The sequence below is a fragment of the Bacillus songklensis genome (assembly GCF_042649685.1).
GTDB lineage: Bacteria > Bacillota > Bacilli > Bacillales > Bacillaceae_H > Bacillus_BA > Bacillus_BA songklensis.
This window is the reverse complement of the sequence record NZ_JBHRZT010000007.1, coordinates 1-18,911: the sequence shown is the minus strand read 5'-3', so window position 1 is coordinate 18,911 and position 18,911 is coordinate 1. Positions and strand designations below refer to the sequence as shown.

Here is an 18,911-nt window from a genome sequence, read left to right as displayed (position 1 = left end):
TTTATTAAAAAATTAAATAGACAACATCCTTTGTCAGGAACGTATGTTCTTATTTTAAGAAATAAATATTTCGCTTACAAGGGGCTTTTTTCCTTAAGGGAATGATGAATCCGAAATCAAAAAAGGCGAAGCTGCCCGCCCGCCTTATTGATTTCGCGATTCTATTTTCTCGCCAAATTATTTCCGCACCAGAACCCTTTGTTCTTCAACTACAGAGCAGGAATAGTGACGAGGAGAGTACAGAAGTCATTTGTCACCCTTTTTTTGATAACGTATTTGTTTAGGTTAATGTCTAAATAATAGGAAAAATTTCATTGTTTTTGTCAGATTAAGTCGAAAATTGTTTTTGTTTGTCGTAAATCACTGAAAAGTGTTTACGTTTACATTTGGTAAGATATTTCTATCAGTATTGAAAGGGGTAATAAAATTAAAATTATGGACCTTGAGGACTTAAGTAAAGAAATCGAAGTTTTAAGGAGAAAAATGATTACAGTCGGACTTTCCGAAGGTTTTACTTCATCTAAAACAATAAAAATAAGTCAAATTCTTGATCGATTAATTAACATTCAAATGGGCTTGCAAAATTGTCTGAGATAATACACGGACTTCTTAAGCCCTAGTCATTTTTTATTGAACCAATGGAGTTAGGTTAAATAACAAATACAATAATATTATTATTGTATACATCTTCTACAAGGAAGGAAGAAAGTCACTTATCATGATTAGTCCAGTCTATCATCAATGTGAAAAGGACTTTTCTATTTGGGGATTATGTTCTCTCATAATAGGAATTGGCCAATGGATCCTCTTTATGAGCTGCTTTACAGAATTAACCCCTATGCAAAATGTACATATTCGTCTTGCACTCATTTTGCTTCCTATGTTCATTGCGCCTGTTGGAGTATTGCTTGCTTATCTCGATTCTCGAAATGCTAGCATAAGTAAATATGGGCTGATCATTAATATTACGATGTTTTTATTACCTTTCGTTTATTTGATTTGCAGTCAATACATCGTTATTGATTAAAACCTTAATCATTTAGAAATTTTTTAGTCTGTATTCAAAAGCAGAGTTTCCATTGAGTTGGTCAATTCCTAACCGGACTCTGAGTTCAGCAGTCAGAAACCAACCTTGTCTATATAAAAATACTAATAATTTGTTGTGTAATTATGTAGAAAATGATAAGAAATTGTAAAAATTCATTAATTATTAAAACGATCGATTGTTCATAACAGGAACTATGTAAACGAAGAGACCCAAGTTTTGAACTAGAACCACCTCTTATAAGCTTTTATATTTATGTGAATTTTACATGAATTTTACTTTGAATTTACAAATTGAAAATATTTTCTATTTGACCATAAAGTCGTAATCGTGACAAAGGAGATGTAACAATCGTGCAAACAATAAGTAAAGTCAACACAGAGACCAATTTAGAGGATCCTTCCTTTTATAATAATCGAGAATTAAGCTGGTTGGATTTTAATCGGCGAGTATTAGAAGAAGCCAAGGATGATCGGAATGCTTTACTAGAACGATACAAGTTTTTAGCGATTTTTAGTTCCAACTTAGATGAGTTTTTCATGGTACGTGTAGCAGGTTTACTGGATCAAGTAAAGGCCGGATTTAATCGCCCCGAAAATAAGGCAGGATTAACACCTAAGGAGCAACTAGGTGCTATCTCTGAGATCACGCATGCTCTTGTTGACAAACAAGATTATACATACTTACATGAACTAAATCCTTTATTAGCAAAAGAAAATGTGAAAATGGTGTCGGTTTCAGAAATAGCCCCGACAGATTTATCTTTTTTAGAAACGTATTTTGATGACCAAATTTTCCCCGTTTTAACGCCCATGGCTATTGATGCTTACCGGCCTTTTCCTATGCTGTTAAACAAGTCATTAAATTTAGCCATTGTCATAGAAGAAAAGAGGGTAGAAACAGAGGGCATGTTCCCTTTTAATGAAAAACTGGCGATTGTTCAAGTTCCAGCCGTTATAAACCGTTATATCGAGCTGCCTGCAGATGAAGGAACAAGGGTCTTTGTCCTATTAGAACAAGTCATTTCTCATTTTATTCACAAATTATTTAAGGGCTATACAGTAAAATCGGTGACTTCCTTTCGCATCACACGTAATGCCGATTTAACCATCCATGAAGATGGAGCCGATGACCTTTTACACGAAATTGAAGAGGAACTGAAAAAACGCAAGTGGGGAGCAGCTGTCAGACTGGAAGTACAAAGCGATGGTTATGACCAGCAGGTGACTGACTACTTAAAAGAGGAACTCGAAATCCATAATAAAGATGTGTATTTTGTTCAGGCTCCCCTCGATTTAACGTTTCTGTTTTCATTTTACAAAGCGATTCAATCCACTCATGAACAGTTAGTCGAACCAACATTCATTCCTCAGCCTCCTCAAGATTTAGAAGGAGAGGAAGATATGTTTGTCAAAGCTCTTAAACAAGATATTTTACTTCATCATCCGTATGAATCATTCGAACCGGTTGTTGATTTTATTTCCCAGGCCGCAGATGATCCAGATGTGTTGGCCATTAAACAGACCCTTTATCGGGTAAGTGGGGATTCTCCTATTATAAAAAGCCTTGAGCGAGCTGCGGAAAAGGGGAAGCAGGTCACCGTCCTGGTGGAGTTAAAAGCACGGTTTGATGAAGAAAATAATGTACAGTGGGCAAAAGAATTAGAAAAAGCAGGCTGCCACGTTATTTACGGTATGACCCGCTTAAAAACGCATAGTAAAATTACACTCGTTGTGCGTCGTAAAAATGGACAAATTGAACGATTTGTCCATTTAGGAACGGGTAACTATAATAACGCCACAGCAAGGATCTATACGGACATCGGCTTGATTACGTCTAATGAAAAAATAGGGATTGATGCCACGAACTTTTTCAACTACTTAAGTGGACATATGGAAAAGCCGCAGTATCACTATTTATCTGTCTCGCCATTTGCTATAAGAGATCCCCAATAATAGTCCCGCCACTACCAATCCTAAGTTACTTTCCTTCGTTACTATCCTGTTTCTCCTTTATATCTTTGTCTTTGTTTTTATCGTTGCACCCGGATGCTGGGTCATATTTTCGCGATATTCTACTAATCCAATTTGGCAGCCGGGCCCAATTCTCACTTTATTGCCCCGAACAATATCTGCCTTTGTATTTTCCAGAGAGATATCATCTCCTTCAATTACTTTGGTCGTAAGGAAACCTTCCTTCTTTGAGAGTGAAATATTTGTGAAGGGAATCAGCCAAACCCCTCTTTTTACAGTAATTTTCCCGCCGCCTATTTCTTCTGCAAAGCTCTCCCCATAGCTCGAGACAATTTTTATCGTATCAGCAGATAGGAGCCCCTTAATTTCAAAACCGCCCCTGGAATCGAACGTTTCGTACTCCACATCGCCATTAACCGCTATACTTCCTTTGATTGTTGCTTGATCACCAACAAGTCTTTCGCCCACTTCGAGCAATCCGAATACCTTTATTTTTTTCATCTGTGCATTGCTGCCGACTATCATTGTACCCATTACAGTCGTTTCCTCGGCCTCGATATTGCCTTTAACTTCTGTCTCCCCAAAAATTTTTACTAAACCTGCTTTAACATTTTCAACCGCTTCACTCGTTCCATATACATTAAAAACCGAGCATTCTACATTATTTACAATCGTCCCTTCGCCTCTGATGCTGATTTTATCATAGCGGCCCCCGGGATAACTTCCCGAGCCATTGATAATCAAGTTATCACCTTTTTTTATGGTCTTCTCCTCCCATTATGCCTTTCTCACATCATTTACTATGGCATTTTTATCCTGTGAAAATTCATCTGTGTATTCTACAATGCCTATCTGGCAATTAGCACCAATTCGGACCTGATTCCCCCGAACCACTTTGGCAATCGTATTTTCCAACTCAATTTTGTCCCCTTCAATTAAATCCGTTTCTAATTGCGCTTTAAAAAGGGGTTTGAATAATGCGCCAATGAAAGACCCTTTATGTTGTTTAACGATGATCGTCTGCCCGCCGATTTCTTTTGCTTTACATTCCCCATAAATTTTAATATTTACTTGATCCGCGTTTAAAAGCCCGCCAACCGTAAACCGATATTCACCTTTAAAAATCTCGGCTTCACAATCTTCCTCAACCTTGAACAAGCCTCTTAATTTGATTTTCTCGCACTTTACTCTTCCGCCAACAGTAACTTTACCTGAAACCTTTAAATCTTTCACAAACAGATTTTTCTCAAATTTCGCTGTCCCTTCCACTGTCAGCTTCTGGCCTTCGACTGTACCTTTAAACCTCGCAGTTCCGTTAACTTTGGCTGTATGCGCTCTAATATCCCCATGGATCGCCCCCGAGCCGTTGCATTCAAATTCACTGCATTCCAAATCGCTGTTAATCGTCCCTCTGCCATTCACTGTGACTATGTTAAACTGACCACCGTTTGATGAACCCAAGCCATTAATGACCAAGTCTCCGTTATTTTTTAGTTCCATTGCCATTCTCCTTTATAATAATTTCGCCTTAATTTCTTCCATGCAGGTCATCAGAGAAAGACGGACGACCATCTTCGTTCCCCGCTCAATATGAATCTCTTCTGCATTAATTAATAAAAGGCACGATGATACGCCGAGCTTTCGGGTAATGACCAGCTCACAGCTTTTTTGCTTAATCAGCGCTGTATTATCCTTTAATAACTGCAGCAGCATTTTCCCTTCATCCAAATTAATTTCCCCTGACTGCAGAAGCTTTTCTAAAACATAAACTTCAAGCATTTTGGAAAAATTAAATTTCAGACCGCCATGATCATTCTCCAAGTAAAAATTCATAACCGTCTCCGAAACAATGTTGCGTTCTATTAATTCATCTCTTTCTAACTCCAGATTGCTCAGATTGGGAGAAAACATATCAGCAAGCTCATCCAAAGATAAATTTTCCTTCATCGTTTGGATTTTGTTGATTCTTTCTAAAATTTTTTCTTTCGGAAAGAACGTTTCTTGCCCGGTAAACGTGGACTTCCTTACAAACCATTCTTCCGGTATGAGATCCTTTCGTTTCCATCTGTACAGCTGTCCGTACGATATTCCTGCCAGTTCTAATAATTCCTTTTTAGAAATTAACTCCTCACTCATATTGTAAAACCCCTTTCTGAATACCAATGTAACATAACACTGTTACATTGTAAAGTCCTTAAAGAGGAGATCAAAAAAGCCTTAGATTTGGTAGAATCTAAGACTTTTTTTGTTTATAATATTGTACTTTTACGAACGTTTTTGACTGAATAGTAGAGAGAATAAGTAATAAAGGGAGTAAAAAATGGATGCTTGGAAGTCAATTTATTTAATTTGGATTTAACTCTTTAATAGCTATACTTTAAAGTCAATGTTCCATTAAAGGGCCATTTTCTTGAATAACACTTCATAAGGAAATGGGATATTTATACTAAAGTATAGAGAAATTTGTGAAGAAATGTACTTGAGCTAACTGGCAGGTTTGTTGAAGAAGGGTTTGGGTTCTCTCTTGAATATTAAAAAGGAAATAAACCTCGTTAAAATGAGTTTCCAATACCTTTATAATTAAACTATTATTGCTTAGAATTTAGACTTCAAAGGAGCTCTTTATATGTTTAAAAGAAAACTACATACATCTGTTTTATTGGCTTTTATAATTACACTTATCTTTTCGGTTGGAGATTCTATGTCAGAAGGATACGGAAGCATTTTGGACGGTTGGTTCATATATGCACTCTTTGTTTTTCCGTGCTTACTTTTTTATGCTCTTCCTGTTTCGTTGGTTTCTGAGGCAGTAACAAGAGGGCTTGGTAATGAAAGAAAAAGAAAAGTCTCTTCAATGATTATCCACCTTGGTGCAGCACTTGTTTTATATTTTTGGGACAGTGGTTTGGCGATAATTGCTTCCATTATTGCTTTTACCTTTTATATTTTGGATGAAGTGAGTAGGAGCTTTAGAGAAAGGAATGCATTCCAACGTACTTCGACTATTATAGGAACTACTCTTTGCATATTATCAGTTAGTTTATGGATTATTGCTGCAATTCAAATTTACTCTTAAACAGGCATATCCATAATTGAAAACAGTCTTCTTTAACGGGTGGCTAGAGTTAGAGAACCAGAGCTGCTTCGGTAGTCTTTTTCTTATGTTGCTAACGGAGCAGCATAACAAAGCTTCATACTGTTTTCTTGCAAATCTTAATCAATATAAGTGAAAATATTTGGGTAGTTTTGGAAGGTAATTCCAAGATTACATCGAAACTATCATTTGAAATGAAACTAAGGAGGGGTTTATATGTTTCAAACATTAGATGGTTTTTTAAAATCTTGGGAGTATGAGGCAGGAGCAACCCAGAGGGTACTAAATAATCTTACCGATGAGTCACTTAGACAGGAAATTACTCTACAGAATTGGACTTTAGGACGTATTGCCTGGCATATCGTTACCGCTATTCATGTGATGACTTCGCGTACAGGGCTGACGTTTGAATCTCCGTCTGAAGACTGGCCAGTTCCAACTTCGGCTCAATTTATTGCGGACAGCTATTCTAAGGCAAGCAATGCATTTATTCAGGCGGTGAAAAATCAATGGACTGACGATAGTCTAAAAGTCCTTAATGACTTTTTTGGACAACAGCAGCCAAATGCCATTTTTTTGATGACTCTGATTCTTCATCAGAACCATCATCGCGGACAAATGACTGTTCTTATGCGTCAGGCAGGGTTAACTGTTCCCGGAATTTATGGTCCGTCAAAAGAGGAGTGGGCTAATATAGGTATGGAAGCACCAAAAATGTAATCCAATTCTAACAAAATACTATTGATTAACGGGAATCGACAGAACAATAACGGTCTTCTTGTTCAACTGATGGATCGCATTTTTTTAACAAGGGGTGCTGTTTTTTTGTGGAACAAACCAGCTAATAGAAGCTTTAGTGATCTTCAGCAATCGGGCGCGATTGTGAGATAATACTTAGATTTAATCGACTTTATTGTTATATTTTTAAGTGCGGTGGAGTGTTTTATTTCAAAAATTAAACAACTTTATTGTCATGTTCCACTGACCATCATTTTAACCGTTCGTAAAAGTACACTTTTACGAACGGTTCATTTTTGCTTAAAAACGGTCATTTTTTACGTTCGTAAAACTAAAAAAAACATTTATGAACGTTCGTCGATTTTGATAAACTTTTGCGAACGTTTTTTAATAGAAAGGAAGAAAAAAGGAGTCGCTGCAGCAACTTCCCCTCTTGAACTCAAGCTCCCGTTAGCTCAATAAGACCCAGAAGAATAAATAGGCTATTTCTTAATAACCTTTGCCACTCCCATAGCCAAATGCTCCCAAAGGATTCCTTCCACTAACTCAGCTTTTGTGTCGTCGCAATCAACAATAAGTATGACTTCGGCACTTTTACCACGCAAAGGGGTTCGCTGTTTCCTAACAACTTTTACCATAAATAACTTTATTCCCAATCCTAAAATAAAACCAATAAAAGCACCGATTAATCCCCAATAAATGGGACCCCAAGCCAAAATAAATCCAACACTGGCTCCAATTACTGAAAAAGCGGTCGCAAGTGCCATTGCTATATCAATAAGAGATATTCCGTCCGAACGATGGAGTGTATCAAAGATTTTACGTTCTTCTTGTCGGTTGTGTAGTGGAACAGCAAATATATCTTCTTTTTTTATTCCCTTTTGCTCTAATGAAGAAATGGCTAATTCTAAATAAGTTGATTCATCAAAGGTTGAGAAGACCTGCATATCCTCACTCCATCACTTTTCCCTTTAAGATTTTAAAATAGGGATTTTGATAATCCCTTTTCAAATAGTTGAGTTGTTCATCTTCATAAAGTTTATTGTTTTCTACCGTATTAACATAGGAATCATACGTAGCAAAACCGTAAACAGATGGAAGAAAAAGAAACCATTTTCCATTCAATACGGATGTAGCCTGTTGAATTTTTCCTATAAAAAGCAAGGAGACGGCTTCAAGAGTGTGGGAATAGTAGAAAAAAACAACCGACCATATAATGACAAAAAAAGCAGTGATTAGTCTATGGATGTAGAGTTGTCCTAAACCTGGCATAAATAGGGACCAAATAAATGCGGTAGTGGGTTTCCTTTTATCCAGGTAGTTAATCTCCATAGCCCCAATGCTAAAGGAATTATATCGGTGGTTCTCACGTTCAGCTAAAAGATACACTTTATTCAAATCAACTGTAGTACGGTAACTATCCCATATGGCAAATAGGTAAACAGGGATATAAATAAGCAGCCATCTTGTGTTTAATACTTCTTTTGCCATATCAATTTTCCCTTGAAACGAGTAAATCATGGCTAAGTTCACATTTGCTTGAAGATTAATTACCACTTCCCATATAAATAGAACAAATCCCCGTAAATATTTTGATAAAAGCAAATGCCCAAATCCCGGAAAAGCTGCTGACCACCAGCCGATGATATAAGGGTTCCTAAGGTGCAATTGAGTGGTTCCGAGAATACTTACATGAGCCTTATAGCGTCTGGCTGTATTGTTATTTGTATAGTTGTTCATACGATATCTCTAGGCTCCTATATGTAGATAATAATGATAGTTTATCCATCGATTGAATTATTATAAAGGATTACGTTCTTATTAACCTGTCCCGTTAGCCAACCATGCCTCGATTTGAGGCACCACAGTTTATGGAAGGTTTATCGTTCTTCCATGGTAGCCAACCATGCCGCTTTGCGGCACCATCAAATGAATGAAAATGGTTACTGACCTAGTCTAGTTTTCATCATTCTTGTCAATCCTTCTAATACGGCTGGCGAAGGAAGGTCGTTCGACTATGGTGCCTTGAGCCCGCAGGATAGACTGACATACAACGACCAGGTGCACCACAAATTGTCGCTCTCTTTAAGAGAAGCACGCAGGATAGATTAATCTTAATAGGGTTTGTTGCACCAGCCTAGCCTTTTTCGATACCTATATAAGAAAGGATCTAATTCCAAGTTGTATTTCATTACATACTGTAGTTTAATCAGAAGGCTCAGCCTTTTTTTTAAAACCATTTTAGCTGGGTCTACTTTTGTATGGCCTTTTTTAGATTTTGAGCAAGATAACTTTTTCAGGATAGTTAAAGAATCGGTAGGTTAATTTTCTCGCGTTATTGTTTTATAATAGTAGTTTGAAACAAATTTAAAGAAAATAAGGTATATGGAAATTACTATTAGATAGGTTGGAAATGAGTAAAATATATTCCACCCTTTATATCTAAAAACCTGTATCATAACCAAAAAATATTCGAAAATCACTGCAAAAACAGCCCATGCTAAAATATAAAGCAATACAAACAAACCGTTTTTTTGGAGCCTACTATAGAAATAAACACATAAATAGCCAAAAGGGGGATAACAAGCATACAGCATTAAATCGAATAGCTCATACCGCTTTGTGTCATTCAAATCATAGAGGTCAAAAGGTAAAACGGCAATTGTATGATTAATAATTTTTGGGATTGAAATGCTTAGAAGGACAATTAAAACAGTTATGGCATTAGGAAAACGTTTAGGTAACTTAAATAAGATTATGTTAATGAGAATAATTAGGATAATACACCATTCATTTATATCGAATTGTTTAGGAAAGTCTAACATTAGAGACCATCCTTTCTCCACAAAATTCTTCTATACCAAAACCACGAAAAGTAGGTAAAGACAAAAGTAAAAGTCCACTCAATCAGTGAAAACCATACATTCCAATTTTTATTTATAAGCACACCTTTCCAGATAGAAAAATACTCCACCAAAGTTAATAAAATAATTGAAGAAAAAATTATGATGGTTTTAGCCTTATATTTAAATCTGGTTTGAATATCGATGAACCATACAATTATTAACGGATAGAGTATTAATCTTTTGTATAGATGCAGCCAATAATGTTCTGGTTGTTCAGACAATTTTAAATAACCAAGATTCACTGTAATGATTGAGAAAACTGAATGAGTTATTAACCAGACTATCATCCATATAAAAAGTATCTCAAATAAGTGTAATTTCTTTTTAGTGACACAGTAGGAAATAAGCAAAATTATATAGAAACTCCAAAAGGTAGAAAGAATCATTTTTGTCACATCCATAAGATTAAAAACTAAAGTTCAATATTATTACACACCTTTGTTATATATATTGTTCCCTATTTTGAAAAAAAACAGGTTAGCATTTTAACCTCATTGTGTTTTTGTGCAATAATGTGCAGAGGAGAGGATACATATGAAATTTGGTTACATGCGTGTTTCTATAATCGACCAGAATCTGGACCGACAAAGGAAGGGGTTCAGGCTGCAAGAAAACGAGGGAAACACCCTGGAAGACCGAAAACCGATGAGGAAAAGTTAATTATGCTTTATATCTTATAGATCAAGGGATGAGTCGCACGGATGCTGCAGAGAAAGCTGGTATCTCTAGAATGACTCTGTAACGTAAGATGCAAAACAATAATGAGACTAACTAGTAACCAATAGGGCAAGGGGTACTTGAGCGATGTTTATTCTGCCCCTGGTTGCACGAACACTGGTGTGAATGACAATAAAGTTGTTTCGTAAACGGGTTATATAATTGAACAACATCTTTAAAGAAAACTGGATATTTATTTTAAAATATACATGAGATTGTGAAGGGTTGTACTTAAACTATCGAAGCAATTTAGTTGAATAAATACATCCTTCATAGTTAATGGCTCCCTTCGTGTGTAGCTCTACACTTGGTTTTTAGTTTTTGACACTAACATTATGACCAAGTGTAACCTACGTTTAGCAAACTGGGGCCGTTTCGTTCATTATGACTAACGGGCATAGTATTTACAGGGAAGAAAGCGATAATTACATGAGTAATATGTCCCCCGCTATTTCGATTTCGACCAAAAAAAGCGATTTGGAAAAATTCCAAATCGTCTTTTTTAATATTATTGCTTTTTAGGTTTCTTATCTAAAATAAAGCGTAGTTCATTGATATCATCATCAGATAGGGCATCTTCCTGAATGAATTGGGCAAGCATGGATTTCAGGGTACCTCCATAGATACGCTTGATAAATGATTCGGTCTCGGCACGCTGGCACTCTTCCTGTGTATAGAGCGGGTAAAAGGTGTAAACTCTTAGATTTTTATTGACACCTACTACACCTTTTTGAACCAATCGATCGAGAAGAGTGCGTATGGTTTTCGGCTTCCAATCGGTACTCTCCTGTAAGGAAAGTATGATGTCATTCGCTGTTTGAGGAGCTTTATCCCAAAGCACGTTCATGATTTCCCATTCTGATTCTGATATACTAGGAATGTTTTTCTCCATATTTATCCCCTCCATTTTCTTTAATAGATTCCTAAATCTTTTAAAATTGATAAAGTAATTTCTACAGCCTTGCTTCCAGATGCATCATCTTCATTTTGTATATTGGTAGCAAAGAAATAAGTATTGTTCTTCGTCTCTACATACCCGATAAACCAACCATTGATGTTTTTTCCATTCACTGTTCCTGTACCTGTTTTTCCTGATAGGCGAGCTTCTTCATTCTTTTCTAAGAGTAGTGCTTCCTTCACAGCTTGGATATGCATTTCCTTATATCCCAATTGATTGTTATAAAAGGCTTGCAGCAGTTGCACTTGCTCGACTGGAGAAATTTTTAATGAGGATTCGTGCCAGAATTCACCTAATTCCCCAGATACATTGGAGTTTCCATAGTTTATGTCTTGTAGATTGGATTGTATTGTTTCAAATCCTGTTCTACGATCTAGTTCTTGGAAATACCAGTTTACAGATTTTTGTAAAGCAGATGAGACATCCTGATCCATATTCCAAGCGTCATAGGGTTGCTCCGTCCCATCCCATGAAAGGGTGGATTCTTCGGGTGATATCACATTTGATTCTAGTGCAAATAAGGCACTATAGATTTTGTATGTGGAATCAGGTGATACCCGCAACGTACTTTTCTCTTCATTATAAATGCGATATTGTTGTGCACTATGATCATATAAAACAAAGCTTCCTTCATACCCTTTAAAGAATTGATGTAAATCCTCATAAACTGTTCCGTCATTATTAAAATAGTATCGGTCGTTCTCCGTCGCAAATGCGGAAATGACAGGTAATTGGATTGTCAAAATGATACTGGCCAACACATAAATAAAGACGCTTTTTCTTATTGATTTCTTTGCGCCAGGCTTATAGGCAGAAATTTGTTCAATTCGTTTTTTGATTTGACGCTTCGAACCGTTTATTTGTGTCACTAACTGTAGCTTACTTGACCGTTTCGAAAGATCCACAAAATTAATGATTGTATTTCCATATTCACTAAATGAATTATCATCTAGTAAATGTAAAACAGATGTATCACATGCGATTTCCCGATCTAATCTCATTTCTCTAAAAGCAAGCCAGACAAGGGGATTAAACCAATAAATGATTTGATAGAACAATATCACGTAATTTGTCAGCAGATCCTTGTTTTTATAGTGATTCAGTTCATGAAGAAAGATATACTCGTAATGTTTCAAGCTGAGCCAGTTTTCATGCTGAGAAGGTAAGACGATATATGTTTGAAAAAGTCCGAATATCATTGGAGATTGGACTTTTTTCGAAATAACAATCTTTATTGATTTTTTAATCTGTAGTCTTTTCTTGCATTCTTCGAAAAGCACGAGAACTTCTTGATTGGAAAACGTAGAAGAATAATTCTTTATCCTTCTAAGTGTGAGCCATCCACGAACCATAGTAAAAATAAATAATAGCAACCCTGACATCCATAATCCCATCACTCCCATATTAAGTAAGGACAGGTCCGGCCGATTGACAGATACAGAAAAGTCTTGTATCAAGTGTAGGCCCTGCATCATATTAGTTCCAGTTATTTCCGTATTAGGGCTGAGCGCATTAGTCTGATATGTATCCCCACCGCTAAAGAGAGAACTAAAATTATATAAATGAGTAGGTATGAATGGAAGTGCTAAAGCGATAAAAAGAAACATCCACAAATGATAATGCCATTTTGCTGTTAGTTGTCTTCCAAACCATTTTCGTATAAGTAGAATAACAGTAACGGAAAATGAAGACACCAATAGGCCAATTATAAAATGAGTTAAAAACATGTCCTTCAACACCAGCTCTCTTGAATTTTTAAATTTTTAAAAACAGGTATATAGCATATTTATAGTAGCTTGATGGGGAAAAAATAAAGAGTTGACTTTATTTGATTACATATGTAATATTGTACTACAGATGTAATCGGACTACAAATGTAATCTGTTAAAACTCCTTGAATAAGGTTGTTTTTTCAATTCGTACATAAGAGTCTAATCAAATAATTAGGAGGTTTTACATCATGAACAAAAGAGGGATTTATCAAATACTAGCACCGATAGGCTTGGTACTTATGGTTGTAGGCTGCTCAGATGAGAAAAAACAGGTTGTACAACAATCAGAAACAGAACATACGGGGGGAACTAACCAAACGTCAGAAAATATAACGGCAAAAGAAACCACAATGGAGAAATTTGAACAACTTGAGAAGGAATATGACGCGAGGCTTGGGGTCTATGCCATTGACACAGGAACAAAAGAAACCGTGGAATTTCGTGAGGACGAACGATTTGCGTACACATCTACATTCAAAGCCCTAGCCGCAGCTGTTTTATTAAAGCAAAATCCGATATCAGTGCTTGAGGAAATAAGGACATTCACCAATGAAGATATTGTTACCTATTCTCCAATTACAGAAGATTTTGTGAATAAAGGGATGAGTCTAGGAAAGATAGCTGAAGCAGCGATGCAGTATAGTGATAATACAGCAGGAAATCTTCTGTTCGAAGAATTAGGCGGACCAGATGGATTTGAAAAGGCGTTACGAGAAAGTGGCGATACTATCACAATGGCTGACCGTATTGAACCAGATTTGAACGAAGCTATTCCTGGGGATTCACGGGATACAAGTACCCCTAAAGCACTTGCAACTACCCTTGAGGTGTTTGGAATCAGTGAGTACCTTCCTGCCGATAAGCAAGAAATTTTCACAAATTGGCTAAAAGGGAATACTACAGGTGATTCCCTCATTCGAGCTGGTGTACCAGAAGGTTGGGAGGTTGGAGATAAGAGCGGAGCCGGTGGCTATGGAACTCGAAATGATATAGCGATTGTGTGGCCACCAAATCGAGAACCGATTATTATTGCGATCATGTCAAGTCGCAATGCAGAGAATGCAAGCTTTAATGATGAACTCATCGCAAAGGCTACAAAAGTGATTGTTCAGGCGTTTTCTAACAACAAATAGATTAACATTTTAGAGAAAGAGTACGACTCTTTGGGTGAAGGTCGTTTTTTACTACAAGAAAGTTTTTGAGACTTCAACTTCTTTTTTCTCCAAATCTAAAACATGAAAGACTTGTTCGCCATCGTAGCTTGAATGAATATATCGTTTTTTACCTATCTTGAAGAAAGTATAAGTAGCATAACAACTTGTAACAATGAATAAATCTCTAATTTGTTTCATATAGGGATTTTGTGGTTCGGTACATCTCTGTTTTTTCATTATAAACACCTCACTTATACAATCTTCCTTTTATTTTACACCATTATACTAATAATGGAATGTAGAGGTTCAGCCGAGATATGTGTAAAACTAGATCATAGTGATACAATATTTACCAATGCATTGGTACCGATAGGACTTGTAGCAAAAACGAACATTTTAGATAATAGTGGTAAACCCCTCTATACTTTATATGCCGGATTTATTATTTGTAAAAAACTTTTATGGGTACGTCAATCACACCTTATAGTGAAATTCTAAAAAAACTATGACATCTTTGTTAATAACAAGGTCTTTCTCTTCCTTATCAGGAATAACTTATTTATAGAAAAAAATGGTAAAGGAGACAAAGACTTATGCAAAAAATAGAATCCTCTCTTATAGGTCGCTTACGTGATTATACAAAGGGAATGATGAAAGATTTAAAGGTTCCAGGGACAGCAGTCGCAATCATAAAAGATGGAGAAGTTATTCTTTCTGAAGGATTTGGATACCGTGACATTGAAAATAAGAAACCTGTTACGTCAAATACACTATTTGCGATTGGTTCATCTACAAAAGCATTTGGTACACTCTCCCTAAGTTTACTTGCCCAACAACAAAAATTTAAATGGGATACACCAGTTCAAACTTACGTTCCTACTTTTGCACTTCATGATCCTCTAGTAAGCTCAGAAATTACAGCTCGTGATTTAGCTTCTCATCGTGCTGGTGTTAGTCGTCACGATCTACTATGGTATGGATCATCATTAAGACGAAAAGATATCATGGAAAAAATCCGACACTTGGAGCTAGATGCACCTTTTCGTACAACCTTTTTATACAATAATTTAATGTATGCAACCATTAGCTATATGGTAGAAAAAATTACACATCAAACATGGGAACAATATGTAACTGAGCATATTCTGCAACCTCTTCATATGGAACAGACAAACTTCTCAGTTACCACCTCACAAGAAGCAGATGATCACGCACTTCCGTACATTGAAAAAGACGGAAAAATAATTGAAGTGCCATTTCGTAACATCGATACAGTTGGCGCTGCGGGATGTATAAACTCAAATGTCGATGATATGGCTAAATGGGTGCTATTCCACTTAAATCAAGGAAAAGTGAGCAAACATGAACTAATTACAGCGAATATGTTACAACAAATGTATCAACCGCATATTCCGATTCCAGAGGAGCCACTTTTATCTCCACCAGAAACAACACTAAATTGCTATGGACTTGGATGGTTTATTAGTGCATATCGTGGTTATAAAATAATCCATCACGGTGGGAATATTGATGGATTTTCAGCACTTGTTTCCTTTATACCACAAGAAAATGTTGGACTTGTTATATTAACGAATACTGGGACTACGTTACTACCTACTTACCTTTCAAATCAAATTTATGACGAATTACTAGATCTGGATAAAATTGACTGGCATAATCGAGCTATAGAAGACACTGTTAAGTTTAAAGAAATGATGAAACAATTAGATGAACCCCTTCCACAGGTAAAAGAAACAACTTTTACACATAAGTTAGAAGATTATACAGGAATTTTTGAACATCCTGCATATGGAAAAATCAACGTGTATACACAAAATAATACGTTATATTTAAGGTGGGAAGCCTTTGATACAGAGATGAAACACCATCATTACAACATGTTTATGACAAAGTGGAACCTTTTCGGGACAGAAATGAATATTTTAATAGGTTATGAAATAGACGTAGAAGGAAACTTGTCTCATTTTAAATTACACTTACCACTGATGTTAAGCTCGAAACCGATTACATTTAGTAAAATATCAGATAAAATCTCATAAAATTAAACATACCATTACCATTCCAAAATTTAAACAAAAATAAAGGATGAGACAGAATGCTCCTTCTCGTTTCATCCTTTATTTATATAAGGCATGTTATCGTCAGGGTAAAAAAGATCTTCAGATGAATATCCTTTGGTGACTAGCCCTTCAGGGATCAACTGATAATAACATTCTTTACTGTCGTACATGTTAATTCAACACACCTATTAGCCAACCATGCAGCATAAGATCAGCGCTGCATGGTTGGCTAACGGGTAGCCGTTGTTTAAATAGCTCCTATAATTAAACTTTTGCGGGTTATTTATACGGCCACCTTTGAAATGGCATTCAAATTATTAACTTCAGTAATATGTTAAATATCTCTTTCATATTCCTTCATGATTTTATAAAACGTGTTTTTCTTCAGTTCTAACATTTCCATGAATATGACTCCAGTCACTTCTCCATTTTTCCATTTTGGATAAGTTTCTTCTATTATATATAGCTGCTTCTTACTGAGGGTTGATAAGTTTACCTGAGGCCGCCCTAGATGCCTTCCCTGGGATTTCGCCACGGCAATTCCTTCTGCTTGGCGTTGACGAATTTTCTTGCGCTCCTGATCTGCAACGTAAGAAAGTAAGGATAAAAACTGATCTTCCATTAGACGGCCCATATCTCCCATGTCCCTGAACTTACGGCTGTCGAAGAGAGACTCGTTTTCCAGAACAATGATATCCGCCTTTAGTTCTCGTGTAATATGCTTCCACTCTGCAATGACTTCATCATAATTACGGCCCATCCGATCCAGAGCATCTATATACACAAGGTCACCTTTTCCAAGTATCTTCCGCAGCAATTGGTATTGAGGGCGATCAAAATTTTTTCCACTTGCTTTATCGACAAAGATGCGTCGATCCTCCACACCTTTCTCTAACATTTTTTGTAATTTTCGCTGTTCATTCTGTTCTTTCGTACTTACACGCATGTATCCGTAAATATTTTCCAATTAAATTTCCCCTCTGATATTATGTTCCTTTATTATATCATTTTCGTTTATAAAGGTGTTTCGTTGTTATAAACGTTTATAAAATATTTTAACCACCCTTTTAAACTTGATTTTACTGAGTTTGATAGCTTCACAGGTTGTATTTACAAAGGTATACTTTTATGCACGGTCGGGCTACCAATAGCACTATTATATGAACAAAAAATCCTTCAGAACACAAGGTCTGAAGGGTGTTTTTATAGTGTCCGAGATACATTGACTACCGATAATCTGGGTTATGTGAACACAATACCCTCATAATCTTTTTAGATAGGGGGATTCAATTATTATCCTGCTCAGAAAATCATAGATTTCTTGCACCAGAATCTTCTGGTACCCATAAATATACGATTTTCTTTTACCAAAGCAAAGGATTGCTTTGTGTGATGTCATCGATCCTATATCGTTAACGTTGATCATATCTAGGAGAGTTATCCTGATGCCACTCGATGTTTGTGCTGGTGATGAAAAAACGAGAGAAAATTCCTGTTAGTCAATCCTACACCAGTTATTTTCAAAAACTACCTAGGTTTTGAAGATTTCTTCTGTTTTAGGATAAGAATAATCTGATTTATCGTAATTTTTGCTAATTTCATCCCAGAATTCATCCTTTATGAACGTTATCAGATAAAATAATTTACAAGGATACAAGAGAGAGAGATGAAAAATAGAAAACGCTTACAATGTTATCCGGGAGTATTGTTTATCAAATCGTGTGATCCTGACAGAGAAAGGTAGACATGACACTAAGATTAAAGGATTTACCTGAGCTGTTGATGTCAAAGCGGTACCCTTTACGTTAGCAAAGCGTGAGGAACATCATCACTCAAAGTCAATTGATACGGATATTAAGGTTCTGGTGCAAAAATAATTCACTAGAATCATAGAACAGTAATATCCTGTTAACCTTGAGATTAAGAGGCTGATCTAAATAACTTATGAATAAATTCAACTTCATTTTGTGCAGAGTTCATCCTTTGATAGAATTCCCTTTTTTTACCGCGCGTAAGCTTTGACGCTACTTACCGTTAAGCTGGCTACACGAAATGATTTCAATCCTAACATCGAGCATAGTTATGAGAGCACTTACATTATAAAATGCAGGAGAGGTTCAAGAAATGAATAATGTTTTGAAGTATTATTTTCTTAAAGAAATCGAGAGAATTAAGATTGAAGATGCTCTATTGAGGAGTGCTTTAAAAAAGAAGATGATATCTTAGAATTAGACGACAACGAAATTACTGAGCTATATCATAAATGTTTAAAAGAACAACCTGCCTAAAAAGCAGGTAGTGATATACTATGATCAGGTTATAATTGATGCAGAAAAGGTGTGTTCCTAGGTCGCGCCTGGCTTTTTGTGACACCTAAGCAGGAGCGCCTACATCCTTTCTGCAAACTTAGGGGATAAGGATGGGGAAAATGAGCGACAGACAGAAAAAAACAGACGTTATCTTAATTGGTGCC

15 protein-coding genes and 3 pseudogenes are annotated in these 18,911 nt (G+C 36.2%); 9 read left to right on the top strand and 9 right to left on the bottom strand.

All coding sequences use genetic code 11. From position 1 onward, the window contains the following. Positions 1-435: 435 nt before the first annotated feature. The 3 genes and pseudogenes from ACFOU2_RS00675 to ppk1 form a co-directional block, all read left to right on the top strand. The gene (locus ACFOU2_RS00675; RefSeq protein ID WP_377911294.1) at positions 436-597 is read left to right on the top strand and encodes a Spo0E family sporulation regulatory protein-aspartic acid phosphatase; all 162 of its coding nucleotides are present in this window, start codon (positions 436-438) and stop codon (positions 595-597) included. A 121-nt stretch (positions 598-718) separates the two neighbouring features. Continuing rightward, positions 719-1,027: a hypothetical protein gene (locus ACFOU2_RS00670; protein WP_377911292.1), complete on the top strand. Its 309-nt coding sequence runs from the start codon at positions 719-721 to the stop codon at positions 1,025-1,027. Between the two features lie 371 nt (positions 1,028-1,398). Beyond that, positions 1,399-2,988: pseudogene (gene ppk1 / locus ACFOU2_RS00665) on the top strand (polyphosphate kinase 1); the annotation flags it as partial. 69 nt (positions 2,989-3,057) lie between these two features. Here ppk1 and ACFOU2_RS00660 read toward each other — a convergent pair. From ACFOU2_RS00660 to ACFOU2_RS00650, 3 genes are read right to left on the bottom strand one after another with little or no spacing between them, the layout of a single operon-like run. Next, positions 3,058-3,762: a cytoplasmic protein gene (locus ACFOU2_RS00660; RefSeq protein WP_377911290.1), complete on the bottom strand. Its 705-nt coding sequence runs from the start codon at positions 3,760-3,762 to the stop codon at positions 3,058-3,060. A 33-nt stretch (positions 3,763-3,795) separates the two neighbouring features. Next, on the bottom strand, positions 3,796-4,518 hold the full coding sequence (locus ACFOU2_RS00655) for a polymer-forming cytoskeletal protein (RefSeq protein WP_377911288.1): 723 nt from the start codon (positions 4,516-4,518) through the stop codon (positions 3,796-3,798). A gap of 12 nt (positions 4,519-4,530) precedes the next feature. Continuing rightward, positions 4,531-5,154, bottom strand: coding sequence for a YhbD family protein (locus ACFOU2_RS00650; RefSeq protein ID WP_377911286.1), 624 nt, complete (start codon positions 5,152-5,154; stop codon positions 4,531-4,533). A 490-nt stretch (positions 5,155-5,644) separates the two neighbouring features. On the opposite strand from ACFOU2_RS00650, the gene ACFOU2_RS00645 reads away from it, so the two are divergent. Both ACFOU2_RS00645 and ACFOU2_RS00640 read left to right on the top strand, forming a co-directional pair. Continuing rightward, on the top strand, positions 5,645-6,094 hold the full coding sequence (locus ACFOU2_RS00645; protein ID WP_377911284.1) for a hypothetical protein: 450 nt from the start codon (positions 5,645-5,647) through the stop codon (positions 6,092-6,094). Between the two features lie 234 nt (positions 6,095-6,328). Continuing rightward, on the top strand, positions 6,329-6,832 hold the full coding sequence (locus ACFOU2_RS00640) for a DinB family protein (protein ID WP_377911282.1): 504 nt from the start codon (positions 6,329-6,331) through the stop codon (positions 6,830-6,832). 500 nt (positions 6,833-7,332) lie between these two features. Here the strand turns inward: ACFOU2_RS00640 and ACFOU2_RS00635 are convergent, their stop codons facing one another. Together ACFOU2_RS00635 and ACFOU2_RS00630 are read right to left on the bottom strand one after the other, a co-directional pair. After that, entirely contained in the window at positions 7,333-7,797 is a 465-nt protein-coding gene (locus ACFOU2_RS00635) for a hypothetical protein (RefSeq protein ID WP_377911280.1), read from the bottom strand. A 4-nt stretch (positions 7,798-7,801) separates the two neighbouring features. Further along, positions 7,802-8,590 (bottom strand): hypothetical protein, encoded by a 789-nt coding sequence (locus ACFOU2_RS00630; protein ID WP_377911278.1) that lies wholly within the window; start codon positions 8,588-8,590, stop codon positions 7,802-7,804. A gap of 1,750 nt (positions 8,591-10,340) precedes the next feature. On the opposite strand from ACFOU2_RS00630, the pseudogene ACFOU2_RS00625 reads away from it, so the two are divergent. Continuing rightward, positions 10,341-10,498: pseudogene (locus ACFOU2_RS00625) on the top strand (helix-turn-helix domain-containing protein); the annotation flags it as partial. A gap of 483 nt (positions 10,499-10,981) precedes the next feature. Here the strand turns inward: ACFOU2_RS00625 and blaI are convergent. Together blaI and ACFOU2_RS00615 are read right to left on the bottom strand one after the other, a co-directional pair. After that, entirely contained in the window at positions 10,982-11,365 is a 384-nt protein-coding gene (blaI, locus tag ACFOU2_RS00620; protein ID WP_377911276.1) for a penicillinase repressor BlaI, read from the bottom strand. Between the two features lie 20 nt (positions 11,366-11,385). Further along, positions 11,386-13,158, bottom strand: coding sequence for a BlaR1 family beta-lactam sensor/signal transducer (locus tag ACFOU2_RS00615; protein WP_377911274.1), 1,773 nt, complete (start codon positions 13,156-13,158; stop codon positions 11,386-11,388). Positions 13,159-13,391: 233 nt separating this feature from the next. On the opposite strand from ACFOU2_RS00615, the gene bla reads away from it, so the two are divergent. Further along, positions 13,392-14,336 carry a class A beta-lactamase gene (gene bla / locus ACFOU2_RS00610; RefSeq protein WP_377911272.1) on the top strand — a complete coding sequence of 315 codons (945 nt, stop codon included), beginning with the start codon at positions 13,392-13,394 and terminating at the stop codon, positions 14,334-14,336. Positions 14,337-14,387: 51 nt separating this feature from the next. Here bla and ACFOU2_RS00605 read toward each other — a convergent pair whose 3' ends face one another. Continuing rightward, entirely contained in the window at positions 14,388-14,594 is a 207-nt protein-coding gene (locus tag ACFOU2_RS00605) for a hypothetical protein (protein ID WP_377911270.1), read from the bottom strand. A 356-nt stretch (positions 14,595-14,950) separates the two neighbouring features. Here ACFOU2_RS00605 and ACFOU2_RS00600 point away from each other — a divergent pair, with 356 nt between their 5' ends. Next, on the top strand, positions 14,951-16,417 hold the full coding sequence (locus ACFOU2_RS00600; RefSeq protein WP_377911268.1) for a serine hydrolase: 1,467 nt from the start codon (positions 14,951-14,953) through the stop codon (positions 16,415-16,417). A 355-nt stretch (positions 16,418-16,772) separates the two neighbouring features. Here ACFOU2_RS00600 and ACFOU2_RS00595 read toward each other — a convergent pair whose 3' ends face one another. Then, positions 16,773-17,405, bottom strand: a complete 633-nt coding sequence (locus tag ACFOU2_RS00595) for a recombinase family protein (RefSeq protein WP_377911266.1) — start codon at positions 17,403-17,405, stop codon at positions 16,773-16,775. 362 nt (positions 17,406-17,767) lie between these two features. Here ACFOU2_RS00595 and ACFOU2_RS00590 point away from each other — a divergent pair. Beyond that, positions 17,768-17,980, top strand: a pseudogene (locus ACFOU2_RS00590) (LytTR family DNA-binding domain-containing protein); the annotation flags it as partial. Positions 17,981-18,911: the final 931 nt, after the last annotated feature.

Bases quoted from the DNA above. Each gene is read 5' to 3' on its own strand.
- ACFOU2_RS00655 (WP_377911288.1), bottom strand. From the start codon at position 4,518: ATGGAACTAAAAAATAACGGAGACTTGGTCATTAATGGCTTGGGTTCA.
- ACFOU2_RS00630 (WP_377911278.1), bottom strand. From the start codon at position 8,590: ATGAACAACTATACAAATAACAATACAGCCAGACGCTATAAGGCTCAT.
- bla (WP_377911272.1), top strand. From the start codon at position 13,392: ATGAACAAAAGAGGGATTTATCAAATACTAGCACCGATAGGCTTGGTA.
- ACFOU2_RS00670 (WP_377911292.1), top strand. From the start codon at position 719: ATGATTAGTCCAGTCTATCATCAATGTGAAAAGGACTTTTCTATTTGG.
- ACFOU2_RS00605 (WP_377911270.1), bottom strand. From the start codon at position 14,594: ATGAAAAAACAGAGATGTACCGAACCACAAAATCCCTATATGAAACAA.
- ACFOU2_RS00650 (WP_377911286.1), bottom strand. From the start codon at position 5,154: ATGAGTGAGGAGTTAATTTCTAAAAAGGAATTATTAGAACTGGCAGGA.
- ACFOU2_RS00615 (WP_377911274.1), bottom strand. From the start codon at position 13,158: ATGTTTTTAACTCATTTTATAATTGGCCTATTGGTGTCTTCATTTTCC.
- blaI (WP_377911276.1), bottom strand. From the start codon at position 11,365: ATGGAGAAAAACATTCCTAGTATATCAGAATCAGAATGGGAAATCATG.
- ACFOU2_RS00675 (WP_377911294.1), top strand. From the start codon at position 436: ATGGACCTTGAGGACTTAAGTAAAGAAATCGAAGTTTTAAGGAGAAAA.
- ACFOU2_RS00640 (WP_377911282.1), top strand. From the start codon at position 6,329: ATGTTTCAAACATTAGATGGTTTTTTAAAATCTTGGGAGTATGAGGCA.
- ACFOU2_RS00600 (WP_377911268.1), top strand. From the start codon at position 14,951: ATGCAAAAAATAGAATCCTCTCTTATAGGTCGCTTACGTGATTATACA.
- ACFOU2_RS00635 (WP_377911280.1), bottom strand. From the start codon at position 7,797: ATGCAGGTCTTCTCAACCTTTGATGAATCAACTTATTTAGAATTAGCC.
- ACFOU2_RS00645 (WP_377911284.1), top strand. From the start codon at position 5,645: ATGTTTAAAAGAAAACTACATACATCTGTTTTATTGGCTTTTATAATT.